Origin of the sequence: Acinetobacter sp. FL (assembly GCF_040744925.1) — a bacterium.
Lineage (GTDB): Bacteria > Pseudomonadota > Gammaproteobacteria > Pseudomonadales > Moraxellaceae > Acinetobacter > Acinetobacter radioresistens.
On the sequence record NZ_CP160437.1, the window covers coordinates 1970831 to 1989594 of the forward strand.

An 18764-nucleotide genomic window follows, 5' to 3' on the forward strand; every position below is an offset into this window, starting at 1 on the left:
GTATATATTAATTTCGGGCCTTTTTAGATGAGTCAAAAGTTTAGCTTTTCCATTCGAACTGGCTAAATGACTCATCATTTTTTAATGTGGTTTCAATAGCCTGCCCCAACTGTTTAATCACACTCTGCATTTCAATTTTTTCAAACCAGTCCTGTTCTTCGTCAGCATGTGCATTAATCCTGCAAACCAGATGTCCCTCTCCATCTTGGGCAGATTCACATGTCACAGAAATAGGTAGAGGATGACTCTCTACACTTACCGCAATTTTATCAGGCTCATTACGGCTAGCCTCGAAGCCATGCTGGACAAGACGTTTAGATAAAAGGTCAGTTACGTATTCTTGGGCAATACGGCATTCATCTTGTATATGATCAGTTTGTTGATGTTCAGCACAGTGGGCAGTAAATTGTAGGGTTCTCATTGGCGTTTTCCTGAAATGCTTTCTTGTTGTATGGATTTAGCATAAGCAATAAACGCACAACAGCCAAGCATTCACTTGACTGTTGTTAGACAAAAACAACATTTTTCTTAAACTTTATTCGTATTTATTCACTAACCTGTATGGCAAGCCCGGCTTTATTAGCGAGTTCAGTAAAGGTGGGGAAGCTGGTGGCTACCGTTTCAGTTCCCATAATATTAATTGTTCCTGAACTTCGCAGCCCTGCCATGCTAAAGCTCATAGCGATCCGATGATCATGATGTGATTCGATTTCACCGCCGGTAAAGACAGCCGACCAGTCTCCACTTTTTCCTTTACCTTCAATGATGATTCCATCTTCAGTCGGGGTGCAGTCGATGCCCATAGTTTTAAGGCCATCAGCCATTACCTGAATCCGGTCAGACTCTTTCACCCGCAGTTCGGCAGCACCAGTCAGTACTGTTTGCCCTTCTGCACAAGCTGCCGCAACAAATAGTGCCGGGAACTCATCAATTGCAAGTGGAACCTGGTCTTCAGGAATATGTATCCCCTTGAGCGTCCGGCTACCTTTGATATGAATATCAGCAATTGGCTCCCCCCCCGCAATGCGTTCATTCTCAATTGTCAGGTCAGCTCCCATCTGTTTCAGAATTTCGATAATTCCGGTACGGGTTGGATTTATACCGACTGCTTCCAGAAGTACATCCGAATTCTGAGTAATAGCAGCCCCCACCATGAAAAATGCTGCGGAAGAAATATCTGAAGGTACCTGAATCTCTGTACCGACCAGTTTGCCACCACCTATAAGTGAAATTTTATGACCTTCAGTTTTAACCTCATAGCCAAAAGCACGTAGCATACGCTCGGTATGGTCGCGGGTTGGCTCAGGTTCAGTAACTGAAGTTTCACCTTCAGCCCATAATCCCGCAAGCAGAATTCCTGACTTTACCTGAGCAGAAGGCATTGGCAAATCATAATGAATACCTTGCAATTTTTGCTGACCACTAATACTGACCGGCGGCGTACCTTTTTCACCTGTGGTTTGAATCTGGGCGCCCATCAGACGTAAGGGTTTGGCAATCCGTTCCATTGGACGTTTGGATAAAGAGGCATCACCAGTCATGACCGTATCAAATTTCTGTGCAGCCAGCATGCCAGACAGCAGACGCATGCTGGTTCCTGAATTCCCCATATAAAGTGCACTTGCCGGAGCCTTAAGTCCATGCATACCCACCCCATGAATGGTAACCTCACCATTTTTCGGGCCTTCAATACTTACGCCCATATCGCGAAAAGCCTGTAAGGTAGCTAGCGCATCTTCACCTTCCAGAAAGCCTGTGACATGAGTAGTACCTTCGGCAATTGCACCAAACATGATAGAGCGATGAGACACGGACTTGTCACCAGGTACGGTAAATTTACCCTGAAAAGTCTTGTTTCCCGGCAGAATGGTAAATTGTTGTGTCACCTTGTTTTTCTCCATCAACGGTTTTTGGGCTAACATGTGGTTAAAGTGCTGACGCGCAGCCTGAGCATGTCCCAGTAAGCCCATTAATGCCTGCGAGTCTTCATTTTCAATCATTTTTCGAATAATGCCGAGCTGCTGTTCAAAGCCATCTACTGCATTTAAAATTGCTTTTTTATTGGCAAAAAAAATGTCATGCCACATTTGAGGGTCACTGGCGGCCACACGCGAGAAATCACGAAAACCACCGGCTGCATAACGGAAGATGTCCAGGTTATCTTCACGGCTGGCCAGTTGCTCGACCAGATTAAATGCCATCAAATGCGGTAAATGACTGGTATGCGCCAGAACTTCATCATGTTTTTCAACATCCATGCAGATAACTTCTGCTTGTGCAGCTTCCCAGAGCTCAATCAGTTTATCAACCGCCCAGCTGGCACTACTTGGCAAAGGTGTCAGAATGACCTTGTGATTGGCAAACAGATCGACTTTACCAGCATGGACACCAGTATGCTCACTTCCTGCAATCGGATGGCCCGGTACAAAACCGGGCGGCAGCTGGGTGCCGTACACTACTTTGGCTGCCTCTACCACATTTCCTTTGGTACTACCGACATCTGTCAGGATAGTATGTGCGCAAATATGAGGTTTGATCTGCTCAAGTATTTTCTGGGTAGCACGTACTGGTAAAGCCAGAACAATCAGGTCTGCCCCTTGTACTGCTTCTACAGGATCACTATAGCCCTGCTCAATCAGGCCCAAAGCTTTGGCATCTTCCAGTGTTTTTTGAGAACGGGTCGCGGCCACCACGTGACGGGCCAGCTTTTGAGCCACAATTACCCGGGCCAGACTTGAACCAATTAGCCCAAGGCCAATAAATGCAACTTTTTCAAACAGGGGTTGGGACATAACTTCAGTTTTGCCTCAAGGGCTTTTGCCTTGTTTCAAGCGTTTAATATTTCAAGTATCGGGAAGAGTTTCAAATTTTTTCGGATAAAAATAGCTTCTCAATTTTTATCCATTTATTTATCACTCTCTGAACTTTTGGTTTATGGCAGTAATATAAAAACTACTACTGCCATGATCTAACAGGTCTCAGCTTTATAGTACAGCAACAGGATAAGAACCCAGTACACGCAGTTCTTTAACCATTGGACGGATTTCTTCGATTGCTGCCGCAACATTTTCCTGCTCGATATGGCCTTCCAGATCGATAAAGAACACATAAGCCCATTTTTCTGGCAATGCAGGACGGGTTTCAATACTGGTCAGGCTGATGTTGTGCTTGGCAAATGGAGCCAAAATTTCCAGCAAGGCACCCGCACGGTCATGAGCAGAAATCAATAGTGAAGTTTTATCATTACCGCTTTGTGGAATCTTCTCACGACCAATTACCAGAAAACGCGTAGTATTTTCAGGATTATCCTCAATATTGCTGTGCATAATTTCAAGGTTATACAAACTGGCCGCAATATCAGAAGCAATTGCAGCTGAATGCCATTCGTTACGGATACGACGTGCAGCTTCTGCATTCGAGTTCAGCGCTACCCGCTCAACGCCCGGATAGTGTGCATCCAGCCAGTGACGACACTGTGCCAGTGTTTGCTGGTGAGCATAGATTTGTTTGATACTGTCTTTACGGGTATTTTCAGATACCAGAAACTGATGATGGATACGAAGCTCTACTTCGCCAATCACATTGAGGCTTGAACCTCTAAAACAGTCCAATGTATGGTTTACAACACCTTCAGACGAGTTCTCAACAGGTACTACACCATAATGGGCACTACCTGCTTCTACCTCGCGAAAGACTTCATCAATCGTTGCAATTGGACGAACCAAGGCATCCTGTCCAAAATGTTTCAGTACGGCAGAATGGGTATAGGTACCTTCCGGCCCTAAAAAAGCAATGCTTTGTGGTGCTTCAAGAGCGAGACAGGCAGACATGATTTCACGAAACAAGCGCGCCATGGTTACGTCTGATAAAGGTCCATCATTGCGTTCCATAACTTTACGCAAGACTTGTGCTTCACGTTCAGGGCGATAAAACAACGGGTTTTCTTCAGCAGCAAACTTTGCTTCTGCAACCGCTTCGGCCAGGCTGGCACGGCGGTTAATCAGCTCTTGTAATTGCTGGTCAACAGAGTCGATTTCATTACGGATCTGTTCCAGATTGAAAGAGGATGAATTTTTCTGATCATCATGACCCATTGTTATATTGCCCTTGGAAAACATGTATACAAATTAGTATAACAATAGTTAGCTTTTAAATGTTACGCAATCTGACTTTGATTGAAATAGATGCAAAAACAGCCAGTTGCCACTTTGGAACACCTCATTAAATTCTCTTAGCCTTAATACTCTGGCTCTTTTTATAAAAAGAACTGCGGATGATTTGGAAAACAGATATGTAATGTGTATTGGCTTTCAACCTAATTCCATCAACTTATATAAGTTACTTCAAAGAAAAGTTATCGGCTGATGTATTTTGCCAGTTAACTTATTTTAATATTTCAGCCTGACTGTCGAGTATCAATACTTCAATTTTTTATTTTTATAAGCAAATATCTGTATTCTATTTCATTTTGCTTAATGTGAGTCTCTTATATTGAGTATTTGACCTATTCAAAAATCAAGTTACTTCTATTTAATAGGATGCCTTTGTATTGGCAGATTTAATCATTGTGAAAGTTTGATAGTCCTATAATTTTAATAACAGGTCAGGTACAGACTGAATCAACAATTAAAAGGAATAATAAATGATTTATGCACAACGCCCATGGAAAAAGAACTTGCCAGCCAGCCTGCAGGACTACCAGTTTGATTCCACATCCATTCCACAAAATTTAAGTGAGCTGTTTGATAAAGCAGTGCATGATTTTTCAGATGCGGCTGCATTTAGTCTGGTTCTGCCTACCGGCCTCACAAAGACATTAAGTTTCAAGCAGATTCAGTATTATTCTGACTTACTGGCACGTTACTTCCAGCATGAGCTTCAACTACAACCAGGTGATGTTGTAGGCTTGCAGATGCCAAATTGTCTGCATTATCCAATTGCAGTTTTTGCCTGCTGGAAAGCTGGCCTTATTATTACCAATATCAACCCGCTTTATACCGCACGCGAACTGGAGTATCAGCTTAACGACAGTCAGGCAAAAGCTTTAATAGTTTCAGACATGTTCTTAGCTACTTTTGAAAAAGTAATTGCGAAAAATAATGATCTAAAATCTCTTGCGCTGATTACAGCGAGTTTAAGTGACTTTTTTGATGCGCCGTATCAGGCGCTGATTGCTAAAAAAATAGAAACAGATGCCGAAGCTCAGGGACGTTCGCTAACACCAAGCATTGACTACTGTTCTTTTTCACAAGTTTTTAAAAGAGCAGAACAGCTACCTGAATTACAATCACAGACGACTGCAATCGCACTTTATCAATATACGGGCGGTACAACAGGTCGCAGTAAAGGTGCGATTATAACGCATCAGAATTTACTGTCCTTGGTACGCATGACCGGAGATTATTTGCGTGCGCACAATTCAGCTTTTAATCAGCAAGACAGTATTCTGACTGCTATTCCGCTTTATCATATTTTTGCATTCAGTGTTAATTTTCTGATGTTTTTTGAAGGCGGATCGCATAATATTTTGGTTCCTTCACCGCGTCCTGTCAGCAATTTAAGGCCGGCATTTGAACAGTTTAAGATTACCTGGCTGACCGGAGTTGATACATTATATGCAGGATTACTGGCTGAAGACTGGTTTGTGCAAAATCCGCCAGAGCTCACTTGTGTCATTTCTGGCGGAACAGCACTAAGACCAGCTACAGCTGAACACTGGAAAGCTAAAATAGGTAATATTATTGAAGGGTTTGGCATGACTGAAACCAGTTGCGCAGCCATGCTACATCCTCCAATTAGCATAATTCGTCAAGGTTCTGTCGGTTTTCCATTACCTGGTTCTGAAATTAAAATTGTAGATGTTCAGGGAAATGAAGTCCCTCTCGGTAGTGCGGGCGAACTCTGTGTAAAAGGTCCGCATATTGTGCAGGGCTATCTCAACCGGCCGGAAGAAAGTGCTGACACTTTTGTAGAGGGCTGGTTACATACAGGTGATATTGCCCAGCTCGATGAAGATGGCTTCTGTTATATTCTGGACCGTAAAAAAGATATGGTACTGGTTTCAGGTTTTAATGTTTATCCAAATGAAATCGAAGCAGTCATTGCCGAGCATCCGGACATTATTGAAGTGGCGGTTATTGGGGTGCCAGATGTACAGACTGGCGAAGCTGTGAAAGCTTATATCGCTACACGTAATCCGTCTCTATCCACTGATGAAATACTGGCGCACTGCAAAGAGCATCTTACCGCCTACAAAGTTCCAAAAGTGATAGAAATTTTACCTGAATTACCCAAGTCAACGGTAGGTAAAATCCTTCGGGCCGAGCTTCGTAATTTACAACAGCAATTGCAGAGTGCTTAATTTCACGCCACTAAAATAGAAAAGCCTGCGGAAGCAGGCTTTTTTATCTTATCGTTATTTTCCAAGCAGGCTACGCGCCACGATCTCTTTCATGATTTCATTGGTACCACCATAAATCCGCTGGATTCTGGCATCTACAAAGAAACGTGAAATCGGATATTCGGACATATAGCCATAACCACCAAACAGCTGAAGCAAGTTGTCAGCAACTTTCATCTGCATATCGGTACTAAAACTTTTTAAAGCGGCAGCTGTAGCAACATCGAGCTGGCCCTGCTGATAGAGCTCTACATTTCGCTCATAAAATGCAGCTGTAGCCAATTCATCAATCTTGGCCTGTGCCAGTACAAAGCGGGTATTCTGGAATTGAGCGATCGGCTGACCGAAAGCTTGGCGCTCCTGAACATAAGCTGTAGTTACATCAATACTGCCCCGTATAGCACCCAGAGCAGTAGCAGCTATCGCAGTACGCTCGCGCGGCAACTCCTGCATCAGATAAGCAAAGCCTTGCCCGGGCTGACCAAGTAACTGGTTTTGGGGTACTTTAATATTATCGAAGAACATCTCTGAGGTATCTTGTGAATGCAAACCGATCTTGTCCAGATTGGTTCCTTTCTTAAAACCATCCAGATGGGTATCAAGCAGTAAAAGCGAAACACCTTTAGCACGGGCTTGTGGATCGGTTTTAGCAGCCAGTACCACCAGATCTGCATGCTGCCCATTAGAAATAAAGGTCTTGGATCCATTTAATATATAACTGTCATCTTGCAAAATTGCGTTGGTTCGCATTGACTGCAAATCAGAACCAGCCCCTGGTTCAGTCATGCCAATTGCACCCACCACTTCACCACTCACCATTTTAGGTAACCAGTACTGCTTCTGTTCCTCACTACCAATATTCAGAATATAAGGAGCAGCAATTTCTGAATGACAGGATATACCTGTCGATAGTGAACTATAACCAGCCCGGGCTGACTCTTCTACCAGCATCAGTGAATAATAGGTAGGCACGCCATAGCCGCCATATTCCTCAGGTACATCTACACAGAGAAAGCCATTTTCACCTAACAGGTTCCAGACATGCCTTGGCATGATTCCGTCACGCTCCCACTGTTCATAATAGGGCGCAATATGCTCTTTCATAAAGCGTCTAAAGTTATCACGGAATAATTCCAGATCGGCATCATGCTGCATGTCTTATTTCCTTTTATCAGTTTGTTAGTCAGCTTCTGTTTTACTCATGCTAGTTATTTTCCGAAAAGATGTCATGACCTGATGAGTTTTTATTGCTGTTCATAAAGCTAAAAAAGGAAGCCGAAGCCTCCTTTTTGGTTAGATATTTTTAAATATGTCCTGCTTTCTGCTCAAGCATCTGACGGTCTACCTCACCCGGATTAGCCAGAGCTTCATTCAGCTTGTCTTTGTCTAGCTGGCCTACCCATTTGGCCACTACAATAGTTGCCAGTGAATTACCCACCAGGTTAGTCAAGGCACGCGCTTCAGACATGAAACGGTCAATACCCAGAATGAGTGCCAGACCAGCGACAGGAATATGACCTACAGCAGACAGGGTTGCTGCCATAACAATAAAGCCCGAACCGGTTACCCCTGCTGCACCTTTAGATGAAATCAGCAGAACCAGCAGCAAGGTAATTTGATGAGTTACATCCAGTTGGGTATTGGTCGCCTGTGCAATAAAGATTGCGGCCATAGTCAGGTAAATTGAAGTACCGTCCAGATTAAATGAATAACCCGTTGGAATAACCAGACCCACTACAGACTTCTCACAACCTGCAATTTCCAGTTTCTTCAGCATACGCGGTAAAACTGACTCGGAAGACGATGTACCTAGCACAATCAGAAGCTCCTCACGGATCAGGCGGATCATTTTAAGAATACTGAAACCGCTAATGCGTGCAATGGTTCCTAGCACGATAAAAATAAACAGCAGACAGGTAATATAGAAACAGAGAATAAGCTGACCAAGCTGAACCAGTGAACCTACACCATATTTACCAATAGTAAAAGCCATTGCACCGAAAGCACCAATCGGAGCCAGCTTCATGATCATGTTTACAATGTTAAAGAACACATGCGAGATTTGATCAATAAACTTAAGTACTGGCTTACCGGCATCACCAAGCTTGTGCAAGGCAAAACCAAACAGGATAGCAAACAGTAATACCTGAAGAATTTCGCCATTTGCAAATGCTCCAACTACAGTCTCAGGAATAATATGCAGCAGAAAATCGACTGTAGATTGCGACTCACCCGAAGCGACATATTTCTGAATACCCGCAGTGTCCAGAGTTGCCGGATCAACATTCATACCTACGCCAGGCTTGGCAATATTAATTACCAGCAGACCAATCAGCAGGGCAATTGTCGAGACAATTTCGAAGTAAAGTAAGGCAACACCACCAGTCTTACCCACTGACTTCATACTTTCCATACCTGCGATACCACTTACCACAGTACAGAAAATCACAGGCGCAATAATCATTTTAATTAAACGAATAAAGCCATCACCTAACGGCTTAAGCTGTTCGCCCAAACCTGGTACCTGCTGCTCAACACCATTCATGAGGACAGTAGTACTCGGGAAGTAATGCCCCACAAGAACACCTGCGATAATCGCAATAATCACTTGAAAATAAAGTGATTTATAAATCGGTTTTTTAGCCATAACTTTTCTTCATTACATATTTCTGGACATGGTCAATACCCAGCGCAAGGTCTATCCTTAGGAATACACAGCCCTGAAATTTCATGTAAAAACAAAAAGGTAAAGAACTTTTTACCTATACAGGAAATATTCAGCATGAAAATAATTCGCCTTAAAAAACGAATTTGGGACTTAACATCAATGACTTAGACTTCAGACCTATAAATAGTAGAATCTATTAATGCAGGAGAAGATTAAATTAACTTAACAAAGTCTATCTGAGGCGGATTTTACTTGAAGGAAATATCATAATGGAATGGTTATTTTTAAGTCTGGCTAATCTGTATACAATTCCTTATTAGACATTAGTCTAACCCCACCAAAGTTTTACACACCTTGTTGTTTTATGTCATAGTGGAAAAACTTACTTATTATCTAATTAAAATTGTCAATGAACACCCGTAAAAATCTTTATAAAGAGTTTGAGCATCCTTTTGCGCAATATGTCCGGATTATTGGCAAAGGAAAAAATGGTGCGAGGTCATTAACTTATGAAGAAGCCTATCAGGCATTCAGCATGATCCTCAAACAAGAAGTTCTGGATGTTCAGCTCGGTGCATTTCTGATGTTGTTACGTGTAAAAGAGGAATCTGTTGATGAGTTGGCAGGTTTTGTACAGGCTACCCGTGATCAGCTAAATTTTGCCCCTTTAACCGTTGATCTGGACTGGTCTTCATATGCTGGCAAACGGAAACATTATCCCTGGTTTCTGCTGGCAGCATTAACGCTTGCCCAGTCGGGTTATAAAGTATTTATGCATGGCGCATCAGGTCATACCCTTAACCGGCTCTATACTGAACAGGTGCTAGAATACTTAGGCTATTCCATCTGTCAAAGTGAACAGGATGTTCAATACGAACTCGAACAACATAATTTTGCCTATCTTCCCCTTGAGGAGATTTCCCCTGTCTTAAGTGATTTGATCTCGCTCAGAAATGTTATGGGCTTGCGTTCCCCTATTCATACATTAGCACGCCTGATTAATCCATTTAATGCCAAGGCTACATTACAGGCAATTTTCCATCCGGCTTATCGCAGTTCTCATCAGCAGACTGCATCACGGTTAGGCTACCAGAATAGCGCTGTTATCAAGGGTGAAGGTGGCGAATTTGAGCGTAACCCGGATGCACGCACACTGATTTGTGGTATTAAAAATAGTGAGCTGTATGAATATGAACTGCCCAAACTGACACAAGAACGCAGCCTTGCTGAAGAAGAGTTAAATCTGGAGAAATTTAAAGCAGTCTGGGAAGGCAAACAAACTCATGTATATGGTGAAACAGCTGTCACAGAAACAATGGGAATTGCTTTATATACGATGAGTGTTTGTAGTACCTATGACGAAGCCATGTTAAAAGCTAAAGAACTATGGGCTAAACGGCACTCTTCCTAGATGTAAAAAAATTATTTTGGCTTACCAGTTCTGGTAAGTCAAAGTCATAACGCCTGAGTATTTTTATAGAAATACATATAACAATAAAGAGTAAAACATGACTAAAGAGCTATCTGCACGCGCTGTATTACAGCAGGCCGCCATAAATAGTAATCATCCTTTTCATAATGCCATTTTAGAGTTCGTACAGCATCATCTTGATAAAATTGAGACATCTTACTGGCAAAAACACTTTCACACCGCTCAACCAAGCTTAGTTCAAGTTATAGAAAGACTTGAGTTTAAAAGTAATACGCTTCCAGATGATGAGCTAGACATAGAGGAGATGACATATTATGAAAACCATCTGGACTTTTCTTTACCAGATGAAATTAGCCAATATGTAATATGCGTGGTTTTTGAAGAGGACAGCATTCTTGATGTCTGTATGGAAAGCTGAAAGTTACAATAAAAAAGCTTTTACTTTGACTTAAATCTAAGGCCTCAGTAAAAGCTTTTAAGTACAAAGACTGGATTATCTTTGCCTATATATAAAGTTAAACAAAACGAATCGGTTTAAATTCTTCATCCTGTTGTGGCTCATGTGAGTCACAGTGCTCATCTTCTTTTTTGCTGCCACGGTTAATATAACCAGTGCGCTCCTCTTCAGGCAGGTGTTTAACCTCCCAGGCAATCACAGCCTGCAGACAGGTTTCACGTTGCTCCTGAGTAAGTGGCTCGCCATTTGGCCATTTGCCGATTTCAACGGCAGTTCTCAGACGTTCTACAATCTCAGGATTTAAAACGGCAAGCATCTGTTCAATATTCATGATCAATCCTGTTGATGAAAAGAGTCAAAATCCTGATTCCAGCCCAGCTTGGTACGACATGCCATATAAAAGTCATAACCAGGTGGATGCAGCAAATTTAACTTGAAGGGATATTTACGGATATGCAGGCAATCTCCGACGTTCAGGGAAACGCTGTTCTGACCGTCGGCACTCACCATTGGCATCACACGATTTTCACGTATAGCCAGTTTAATTTCACTATGTCCGCCCACAACAATTGGACGCGATGATAATGTATGGGGATGCATTGGCACCAATACAATAGCATCCATTCCCGGATGTACAATCGGGCCACCACCTGAGAGTGCGTAAGCTGTAGAACCAGTCGGGGTAGAAACAATCAGTCCATCACTATGCTGACGATAGACATACTGTCCATCAATATTCATCTCGAAATCGATCATATGAACTGACTTGCCTGAATGCAGCACAATATCGTTTAGAGCAATTGCATTATAGATGATATTGCCCTGTGACCGAATTTCCATTTCCAGAAGAAAACGGCGATCTAGCTGGAATTCTCCACGCAACACCTGATCCAGCTTAAAAATTACTTCAGAGGGTTTTATATCGGTCAAAAAACCTAAACGTCCACGGTTAACACCGATTACTGGTGTATTGTGATGGACCAGAGCACGTGCTGCGTGGAGCAGTGAACCATCTCCACCTACGACAATAACCAGATCAACAATTTCACCCAGCAGTGCCCGACTGACTGTTTGCGGATCTGTATAGGGCACCAGCTGTGCAGTTTCCTGATCAAATACCGGATGCAGACCGCGACTCACCAGGTGGTCATGAATCAAACACAAGGTCTCTACAACAGAGGATTTATCGGGACGTCCTAATAAGCCAATATTACGAAAAGTCTTATGTGTTATTTGCACGAGATCGCCGGACTCCTTTACGGTTCTTGGTTATAATAACACTATCAAAGTTGTTTTAAAAAAACATTCAAAAACCGCAACAGTAAAAGTGAGCAAGTTCCCAATTTGGGTTTATTCACAGTTTAAGCATTGCAAAATTGGTGAAAGCTTCGCATGATTAGCAAAATTTATTTGGGTAATGTCTTCCGTTTATGAAGTTTGAACGTGGTATTGGCTTGATTGCACTCATTTTTTCAGTGCTTATTATTGGGGGCTTTGTCGCCTTTGGAATATATTTAATCCGCTTAGATAATATTATCCGGGACAAATTTGAAGGACAGCGCTGGGATATTCCGGCGAAAGTTTTCGCTCGCCCTCTGGAAATTTATACCAATGCTCCGGTCAATCAGCAGGACTTTGCCCAAGAACTTAAACTGCTCGGCTATAAATCGGCAAGTAGTTATGATAAGTCAGGTTCATATGTATCTCAGGGGAATACCTTATATGTCCATACCCGGGGCTTTGATTTTGGTGATAGCGTAGAACCAGAACAGATTCTGGAATTAACTTTTAATGACCAGAAGATCAGCGAAGTACGCACAACCAAACCCTCTACAAGTGGTATTACCCGTCTGGAGCCCTTATTGATTGGCGGTATTTATCCGCAGCATAATGAAGACCGGGTTCTGATTAAACTGAACCGTGTACCAAAACCGCTCATTGAAGCTTTAATTGCGACTGAAGATCGGAACTTCTATCATCATCATGGTGTTTCAGTACGAGGCATTGCCCGGGCTCTGGTCAGCAACCTGACTGGTGGACGCCGCCAGGGTGGATCTACTCTGACCCAGCAGTTGGTTAAAAACTTTTACCTGTCACCTGAAAAAACCTATAAACGAAAGATTAATGAAGCCCTGATGGCCATGCTCATCGAACTTCATTATGACAAAGATGAAATTCTGGAAGCATACCTGAATGAAGTAAATCTGGGCCAGAATGGTAATTATTCAATTAATGGTTACGGTCTGGCTTCCCAATTCTATTTTGGTCTGCCTTTACGTGAACTGAATATTTCACAGCAGGCTTTCCTGGTAGGCCTGGTACAGGGTCCTTCCTTATATAACCCGTGGCGTAATCCTGAAGCGGCTAAGAAACGCCGCAATGTAGTACTAAAAAACATGCAGGTGATGGGTTACTTGACTGAAGCTGAATATGAAGAAGAAAGTGCCCGCCCATTAAATGTAATTAGCAAGCCAACTTTAGGACCAGCCAAATTTCCAGATTTCCTCGATATCGTACGCCGTCAGCTACGTACCGAATATCAGGATGGCGACCTGACCAATCGAGGCTTGCGTATTTTTACAACACTTGACCCGATTGCCCAGACCCGTGTGCAGACAGCTTTCAAAAATTCTGTAGAACGTTTATCCAAGCGTAATCCAGGCCGTTTAAAAAACCTGCAGGGTGCAGTACTGATTGCTCATCCGGAGAATGGAGAACTCATAGCTGCTGTTGGTTCAACTCAGGATTTTACTGGCTTTAACCGTGCTCTTGATGCCAAACGTCAAGTAGGATCACTTTTAAAACCGGTGATCTATCTGAGTGCTATTGAGTCAGGGCGTTATACCTGGGCCAGTTCAATTCAGGATGCTGCTATCAGTATTCCAATAGATAAAAGCAAGGAATGGACACCCAAGAATTATGCGGGTGGTGAATATGGTGTAGTCAGCATGATGCAGGCGCTGGCTAACTCTTATAATCTGTCTGCTGTACGACTTGGTCAGGAATTTGGTCTCTCGACATTTACCAATCAGTTAAGAAAATTTGGAGTGACTTCAAACATTCCAGCCTTTCCGTCTATTTTCCTGGGCGCTGTCGAAATGTCGCCAATGGAAGTCATGAGTATTTATGAAAACTTCGCGACTGGTGGTTTCAAATATCCACCACGTGCCATACGTACAGTAGTAGATGCAGATGGCCGGCTATTGGACCGTTACGGACTGGATGTACAGCAGACCATCGACCCGTCGAGTGCCTATATTCTAAACTATGGCCTGCAGCAGGTCATGAACATTGGTACTGGGCGTTCTGCATATAACAGTTTTCCAGCCAGCCTTAAACTGGCCGGTAAATCAGGTACCACCAATGACACACGTGACTCATGGTTTGCAGGCTATTCAGGCAATCATCTGGCAGTAGTATGGCTAGGGCTAGACAATAACAAGATAACAGGCCTTACTGGTTCTACAGGTGCATTGCCGGTATGGATTAATGTAATGAAACAGTTGAAGCAGGAACCGGTCAATCTGCGCCAGACTGATAATGTACAGTGGCACTGGATTGACCGCGCTACCGGTCATTTATCTGCTCAGGGCTGTGAAGGCGCCATGTACATTCCTATACTGCGTCATACAGTACCACGCCGAGCTACTGCCTGTGGCCTATCACATTATCAGGTCGAGCCAGTTTACACACCTGATACCGAACATAACGACTCACCCGCGCCTGAAGAAGATAGTATCGAAAACTATATCCGTGAAAGCGAGACTGAAATGGAACAGACGTTACCGTCTTCTGAAGGCCGAATCATCTCAAGCGGAAGTTATGAAAATTAAATGCTATAGAGAAAATTTGTGAATCATATAAAACCTGGCATATTTGCCTTAGCATTGCTTGGAGTGGCTGGCTGTCAGACGGCGCCTCTACCTCAGCCTGAAGAACAAAAACCGGCACCAAGACCTGTTCCTGAAGTGCAGGCTACACCTTCGGGCGTAAAAATTACTCCGTATGAACCGGAAGAAATTAAACGCCAGAAGGTGCAAATAGTGGTGCCTGAGCAAAAGGTTCAACAGCAGTTCAAGGATGGTCGTGAACTTCCTGTATTCCGGAAAATGATGCTGCAGACACAAACTGCTTATAAACAGGGCCAATGGTCTCAGGCTGAAAGCTATGCATTGCAGGCACAAAGACTGGCCCCTCAGTCCGCTGAAACCTTCTTGTATCTTTCAATGATTGCTAATAGACAAAACAAGCCAGCTAATGCGGAAGCACTGGCTCGCCGGGGCTTAAGCTATGCACAGAGCAATCCAATGAAAAAGCAGCTCTGGTTAAATATCTTAAAAGCGGCTCAATCTCAGAAAAACAGTAAAAGCATTCAAGAAGCCAAAACAGCTTTGAATACATTCTAGCTTCTTGACCTGTTTAAACTGGTTTCTTTACTTAAATATGACGGATTCCGGCAATACCATAGGCGCCGTACTGCCGGGCACACTCCAGATCCTCTCTAGACAATCCGCCTAGAGCAAAAACGGGCACATCGGCCTGATGAGCAAGTTCTGCAAATGCATCCCAGCCTAATGCTGGTGCTTCTGGATGAGTCGGAGTAGCCTGTACAGGGCTAATAAGTACAGCCTCGCACCCGATTTGAACAGCATGCTGTACTGAAGCAGCATCATGGCAGGCAGCAATATAACGAATCCCAATACATAGTTCGCCTTTTTTCAGAGACATCTGTTCAGACTGTTTTAAATGTACAGCAGCGATGTGATGTTGCTGTTCAACATTAAGAGACCGCCAGACTTGATAAGGCACTATTAATTTATTTAGTTGCTGAATGCTATATTCCAAAAGCCAATTTTTATCAATTTCAGCCTGTTCAGGCCGCCAGTAAAAGAGCATATCTTGAGCTAATTGCTCTATCGCTGAAAGTTCTGTACCAATCCTGATTGAATGTGGCCAATATAACCGCTCAATCACTGGCTGATTAGCATCTGGAAAATCAAGTGTTTGTAATTGTTCACGTGTGTACCAAGCCCATGGTTTCTGAATCTGGTTTAACATCTCCTCTGGTACATGTGCAAAGAACAGATGCAAATGTACTGTAATATCGTCATATTCATGACAGATCAGGCTAAAAGGATGCCAGTCACTCAAGCCAACCCCGACTTCTTCATAAATTTCACGCCGACAGGTTTCTTCAGGAGTTTCATTCCCTTCAACTTTTCCGCCTGGAAACTCATACTTGTTACCTTGGTGCTGCTTAGCTTCTCGCCAGCCAACCAATACTTTTGAATGATAAAACAATAAAGCGACAGCAACATGCACGATAGGCTTAGACATTGAATAATCCGAGATAAGCTTTTACTTAGTGTAAGCAAAAATAAGAAGTTTATAAATTCTTAAAATTCTATTTGACAGACTCATTCGATAATGATTATCATTTATTTGAATTCTCGCACACCACGGAGCTATAACAAATGAACGCACCATTCAACCTATTTGCACGCCAGACTCAAGCCAGCACTTCTCTGCCAATGTTACAATCCAGCAATCTTTTTGCACTCGGGCGTGAAATCCGTATTATGCATGCGGGTGAAGAGTACCGCTTACGTCTGACCCGCAACAATCGTTTAATTCTAACCAAATAACTATTTACAGCTTCAAAAAATAATAAACGTGGAAACAGGCAGTATGGCTCTCCCATACTGTTTTTTTATTTGTATTCTATCTGATGGGCTTTTAAAAACAATAAGGTAACCTTTAAACCACCATAGTCTGAGGGGGTAAATTCGATATATCCTCTATGTAGTTCCATAATTTTTCGGGCTATAGACAGGCCCAGACCTGAGCCTGATGTTCGTGTACCTAATCCACGAAAGAAACGCTCGCCTAAACGCTCTAAAGTATTTGAATCTACCCCTGCTCCGTTATCTTCAATCATTAACCGGTAGTGATGCTGCTCGTCTTTTAAGGTGATATAAACCGCACCGTGTTCAGGTGCATAGCGGATTGCATTATCAATCAGGTTACGGATACAGGTAAATAAGAGTTCCTGATTTCCATATATTTCTGCGTGTGGTAATGCAGCCATCTGGTGAATACTTACTTGACGCTCCTGTGCAAAAAGTTCCAGTGAGCATACAACCTCATCAATAAGTGGCTGGAGCTGTAGCAGACTACCAAGCATCTGCTGATGTGCAGCAGGGTCAAGTCTGGCCAGTAATAACAAATTTTCCAACACCCGGGTACTACGGGTCACATCATTCTGAATAGCTAACAAGTCAGGAACAAGTTCAGGAATGTGGCTATATTTACGTTTTAAAACCTGTAAACGCATGGCAATTGCAGATAAGGGTGAACGCAATTCATGGGATGCATCGGCTGTGAAGCGTTGCTCGGCAGTCAATGCCCGATCCAGCCGGCTCAATAACTGATTCAGCGAATTTATAACAGGTTCAATCTCCTGTACTAAAGGCTGCTGTTCAATGGGTTGTAAATCGGTTGGTGACTTCTGGGCAATCGTTCGACTAAGCTTTTTTAAGGAACGCAACTGCCGCTGTATACCAAAATGACTCCATAGCCATTGAACCAGCCAGACCAGCAACAATACAACAGCGTAAATCAGAATACTTCTGATAATATCCTTAAAACGAACAGCCAAGGGCTGGATCAGTTCAGCCTTCAACTGTTCATCGTTAGTCTGCGCCGTATAGCTACGCCACAAGTGACCATTTTTCCAGACCAGTCCAAAATCTTGTGACAGGTTGTTAAAAAGCTGTTGCTGTAAGTGGGTAGAATGGGCCAGCGTACGCCCTTGCCAGTTTAGTTGATACTGAATATCAAATTCATTACTCAGTTCGTCAAGCTGTCCCGAATTCGCAGACAAATCAGAAACCAACAATGTATCTGCGAGTTCGTCCATAATCTCGTCATGAACCTGCATGGCATGATAAACAGCAATACCAATCAGCAGCAAAAAGGCCAGCAGTCCTGCCAAAATACTGCCCAGCATAGTAGTACGGATGAGTTGAGACTGTAAAGAATCTGGCTTTGTATTCATTTAGGCTTCGCCCATACGGTAACCTAAACCACGAATAGTCCTGATTGTGTGGCTACCTAACTTTTTGCGTAATTGATAAATATAGACTTCAATGGCGTTACTTTCGACTTCATCCCCCCAAGCGTAAATCGACTCTTCCAGCTGTTCACGTGTCACCACATGATTCGGATGTTGCATCAACTTATACAAAATCTGGAATTCTCTGGCTGTCAGGTCACGGCTTTCGCCTTCCTGCTGTACCGTTTTTGCTTTCGGATCCAGACAAATATTATTCCATATCAGTGTCTGGCTTTGTCCCGCTTGCAGGTTTCTCATCTGGCTACGTATACGTGCTGAAAGTTCTTCCAGGCTAAATGGCTTGACCAGATAATCATTGGCACCGAGGTCTAATCCTTCCACCCGGTCACTGATACTGTCACGGGCTGTCAGAAAAATAACAGGAGTCTGGGCCTGATGTTGTCGCAGGGTCTTTAAAATTTCATCACCACTGGCATAAGGCAACCCCCGGTCGAGCAGAATACATTCATAGTCGTGCTGTTTAAGAGCAGTCATCGCATAATCTCCCCGCTCTACCCAATCTACACTATAACCGTCCAGTTCCAGCCAGGTCTTTATACTTTCACCTTGAGAGGTATCATCTTCAACTAGTAAAATTCTCATCCTTATTTTATATCTCTGTTTTTATGTATCTTGATAGTGCCCTGAAAAGTTGAAATATTCAAAGCCCAATAAAAAAACCACATTACTAAA

The 18764-nt window shown here is 43.0% G+C and carries 16 protein-coding genes; 6 read left to right on the forward strand and 10 right to left on the reverse strand.

Features of this window, described 5'->3' with window-relative positions; genetic code table 11:
* Nucleotides 1–40: 40 nt before the first annotated feature.
* The 3 genes from ABZP31_RS09165 to pheA all read right to left on the reverse strand — a co-directional run bounded on the left by ABZP31_RS09165 (nucleotide 41) and on the right by pheA (nucleotide 4094).
* The gene (locus ABZP31_RS09165; RefSeq protein WP_005406324.1) at nucleotides 41–421 is read right to left on the reverse strand and encodes a hypothetical protein; all 381 of its coding nucleotides are present in this window, start codon (nucleotides 419–421) and stop codon (nucleotides 41–43) included.
* Nucleotides 422–545: 124 nt separating this feature from the next.
* Nucleotides 546–2792 (reverse strand): bifunctional prephenate dehydrogenase/3-phosphoshikimate 1-carboxyvinyltransferase, encoded by a 2247-nt coding sequence (locus tag ABZP31_RS09170; RefSeq protein ID WP_248135382.1) that lies wholly within the window; start codon nucleotides 2790–2792, stop codon nucleotides 546–548.
* Nucleotides 2793–2984: 192 nt separating this feature from the next.
* Nucleotides 2985–4094: a prephenate dehydratase gene (gene pheA, locus ABZP31_RS09175; protein ID WP_034684303.1), complete on the reverse strand. Its 1110-nt coding sequence runs from the start codon at nucleotides 4092–4094 to the stop codon at nucleotides 2985–2987.
* A gap of 548 nt (nucleotides 4095–4642) precedes the next feature.
* On the opposite strand from pheA, the gene ABZP31_RS09180 reads away from it, so the two are divergent.
* The gene (locus ABZP31_RS09180) at nucleotides 4643–6361 is read left to right on the forward strand and encodes a long-chain fatty acid--CoA ligase (RefSeq protein ID WP_248135379.1); all 1719 of its coding nucleotides are present in this window, start codon (nucleotides 4643–4645) and stop codon (nucleotides 6359–6361) included.
* A gap of 54 nt (nucleotides 6362–6415) precedes the next feature.
* On the opposite strand, the gene ABZP31_RS09185 is transcribed toward ABZP31_RS09180, so the two are convergent.
* Nucleotides 6416–7555 (reverse strand): acyl-CoA dehydrogenase family protein, encoded by a 1140-nt coding sequence (locus ABZP31_RS09185; protein WP_119879098.1) that lies wholly within the window; start codon nucleotides 7553–7555, stop codon nucleotides 6416–6418.
* 148 nt (nucleotides 7556–7703) lie between these two features.
* Nucleotides 7704–9047, reverse strand: a complete 1344-nt coding sequence (locus tag ABZP31_RS09190; protein WP_005019585.1) for a dicarboxylate/amino acid:cation symporter — start codon at nucleotides 9045–9047, stop codon at nucleotides 7704–7706.
* A gap of 430 nt (nucleotides 9048–9477) precedes the next feature.
* Between ABZP31_RS09190 and ABZP31_RS09195 the strand changes: the two genes are divergently transcribed.
* Together ABZP31_RS09195 and ABZP31_RS09200 are read left to right on the forward strand one after the other, a co-directional pair.
* Nucleotides 9478–10479 carry a glycosyl transferase family protein gene (locus ABZP31_RS09195; protein ID WP_248135375.1) on the forward strand — a complete coding sequence of 334 codons (1002 nt, stop codon included), beginning with the start codon at nucleotides 9478–9480 and terminating at the stop codon, nucleotides 10477–10479.
* A 97-nt stretch (nucleotides 10480–10576) separates the two neighbouring features.
* On the forward strand, nucleotides 10577–10918 hold the full coding sequence (locus tag ABZP31_RS09200; RefSeq protein ID WP_248135372.1) for a hypothetical protein: 342 nt from the start codon (nucleotides 10577–10579) through the stop codon (nucleotides 10916–10918).
* Between the two features lie 97 nt (nucleotides 10919–11015).
* Here the strand turns inward: ABZP31_RS09200 and ABZP31_RS09205 are convergent, their stop codons facing one another.
* Together ABZP31_RS09205 and ABZP31_RS09210 are read right to left on the reverse strand one after the other, a co-directional pair.
* Nucleotides 11016–11288 (reverse strand): DUF1315 family protein, encoded by a 273-nt coding sequence (locus ABZP31_RS09205; RefSeq protein ID WP_005019580.1) that lies wholly within the window; start codon nucleotides 11286–11288, stop codon nucleotides 11016–11018.
* Nucleotides 11289–11290: 2 nt separating this feature from the next.
* Nucleotides 11291–12196, reverse strand: coding sequence for an NAD(+) kinase (locus ABZP31_RS09210; RefSeq protein ID WP_005019578.1), 906 nt, complete (start codon nucleotides 12194–12196; stop codon nucleotides 11291–11293).
* 191 nt (nucleotides 12197–12387) lie between these two features.
* Here ABZP31_RS09210 and mrcB point away from each other — a divergent pair, with 191 nt between their 5' ends.
* Both mrcB and ABZP31_RS09220 read left to right on the forward strand, forming a co-directional pair.
* Complete coding sequence (mrcB, locus tag ABZP31_RS09215; protein WP_111281662.1) at nucleotides 12388–14790, forward strand: penicillin-binding protein 1B; 2403 nt, start codon at nucleotides 12388–12390, stop codon at nucleotides 14788–14790.
* Nucleotides 14791–14808: 18 nt separating this feature from the next.
* Nucleotides 14809–15363: a tetratricopeptide repeat protein gene (locus ABZP31_RS09220; RefSeq protein WP_034428822.1), complete on the forward strand. Its 555-nt coding sequence runs from the start codon at nucleotides 14809–14811 to the stop codon at nucleotides 15361–15363.
* Between the two features lie 31 nt (nucleotides 15364–15394).
* On the opposite strand, the gene ABZP31_RS09225 is transcribed toward ABZP31_RS09220, so the two are convergent.
* A complete protein-coding gene (locus ABZP31_RS09225) occupies nucleotides 15395–16294 on the reverse strand; it encodes an NUDIX domain-containing protein (protein WP_248135370.1) in 900 nt (299 codons plus the stop codon).
* Nucleotides 16295–16431: 137 nt separating this feature from the next.
* Between ABZP31_RS09225 and hemP the strand changes: the two genes are divergently transcribed.
* Nucleotides 16432–16602, forward strand: coding sequence for a hemin uptake protein HemP (hemP, locus tag ABZP31_RS09230; RefSeq protein ID WP_005019570.1), 171 nt, complete (start codon nucleotides 16432–16434; stop codon nucleotides 16600–16602).
* A 65-nt stretch (nucleotides 16603–16667) separates the two neighbouring features.
* Here the strand turns inward: hemP and ABZP31_RS09235 are convergent, their stop codons facing one another.
* Both ABZP31_RS09235 and ABZP31_RS09240 read right to left on the reverse strand, forming a co-directional pair.
* On the reverse strand, nucleotides 16668–18014 hold the full coding sequence (locus ABZP31_RS09235; protein WP_248135367.1) for an ATP-binding protein: 1347 nt from the start codon (nucleotides 18012–18014) through the stop codon (nucleotides 16668–16670).
* On the reverse strand, nucleotides 18015–18674 hold the full coding sequence (locus ABZP31_RS09240) for a response regulator transcription factor (protein ID WP_005026728.1): 660 nt from the start codon (nucleotides 18672–18674) through the stop codon (nucleotides 18015–18017). It lies immediately after the preceding gene.
* Nucleotides 18675–18764 lie beyond the last annotated feature (90 nt).

What these genes read in the sequence shown, in the direction of transcription:
- pheA (WP_034684303.1), bottom strand. Translation starts at nt 4,094, where the DNA reads ATGGGTCATGATGATCAGAAAAATTCATCCTCTTTCAATCTGGAACAG.
- ABZP31_RS09195 (WP_248135375.1), top strand. Translation starts at nt 9,478, where the DNA reads ATGAACACCCGTAAAAATCTTTATAAAGAGTTTGAGCATCCTTTTGCG.
- ABZP31_RS09205 (WP_005019580.1), bottom strand. Translation starts at nt 11,288, where the DNA reads ATGAATATTGAACAGATGCTTGCCGTTTTAAATCCTGAGATTGTAGAA.
- ABZP31_RS09180 (WP_248135379.1), top strand. Translation starts at nt 4,643, where the DNA reads ATGATTTATGCACAACGCCCATGGAAAAAGAACTTGCCAGCCAGCCTG.
- ABZP31_RS09170 (WP_248135382.1), bottom strand. Translation starts at nt 2,792, where the DNA reads ATGTCCCAACCCCTGTTTGAAAAAGTTGCATTTATTGGCCTTGGGCTA.
- ABZP31_RS09240 (WP_005026728.1), bottom strand. Translation starts at nt 18,674, where the DNA reads ATGAGAATTTTACTAGTTGAAGATGATACCTCTCAAGGTGAAAGTATA.
- ABZP31_RS09165 (WP_005406324.1), bottom strand. Translation starts at nt 421, where the DNA reads ATGAGAACCCTACAATTTACTGCCCACTGTGCTGAACATCAACAAACT.
- ABZP31_RS09235 (WP_248135367.1), bottom strand. Translation starts at nt 18,014, where the DNA reads ATGAATACAAAGCCAGATTCTTTACAGTCTCAACTCATCCGTACTACT.
- ABZP31_RS09200 (WP_248135372.1), top strand. Translation starts at nt 10,577, where the DNA reads ATGACTAAAGAGCTATCTGCACGCGCTGTATTACAGCAGGCCGCCATA.
- ABZP31_RS09185 (WP_119879098.1), bottom strand. Translation starts at nt 7,555, where the DNA reads ATGCAGCATGATGCCGATCTGGAATTATTCCGTGATAACTTTAGACGC.
- hemP (WP_005019570.1), top strand. Translation starts at nt 16,432, where the DNA reads ATGAACGCACCATTCAACCTATTTGCACGCCAGACTCAAGCCAGCACT.
- mrcB (WP_111281662.1), top strand. Translation starts at nt 12,388, where the DNA reads ATGAAGTTTGAACGTGGTATTGGCTTGATTGCACTCATTTTTTCAGTG.
- ABZP31_RS09225 (WP_248135370.1), bottom strand. Translation starts at nt 16,294, where the DNA reads ATGTCTAAGCCTATCGTGCATGTTGCTGTCGCTTTATTGTTTTATCAT.
- ABZP31_RS09190 (WP_005019585.1), bottom strand. Translation starts at nt 9,047, where the DNA reads ATGGCTAAAAAACCGATTTATAAATCACTTTATTTTCAAGTGATTATT.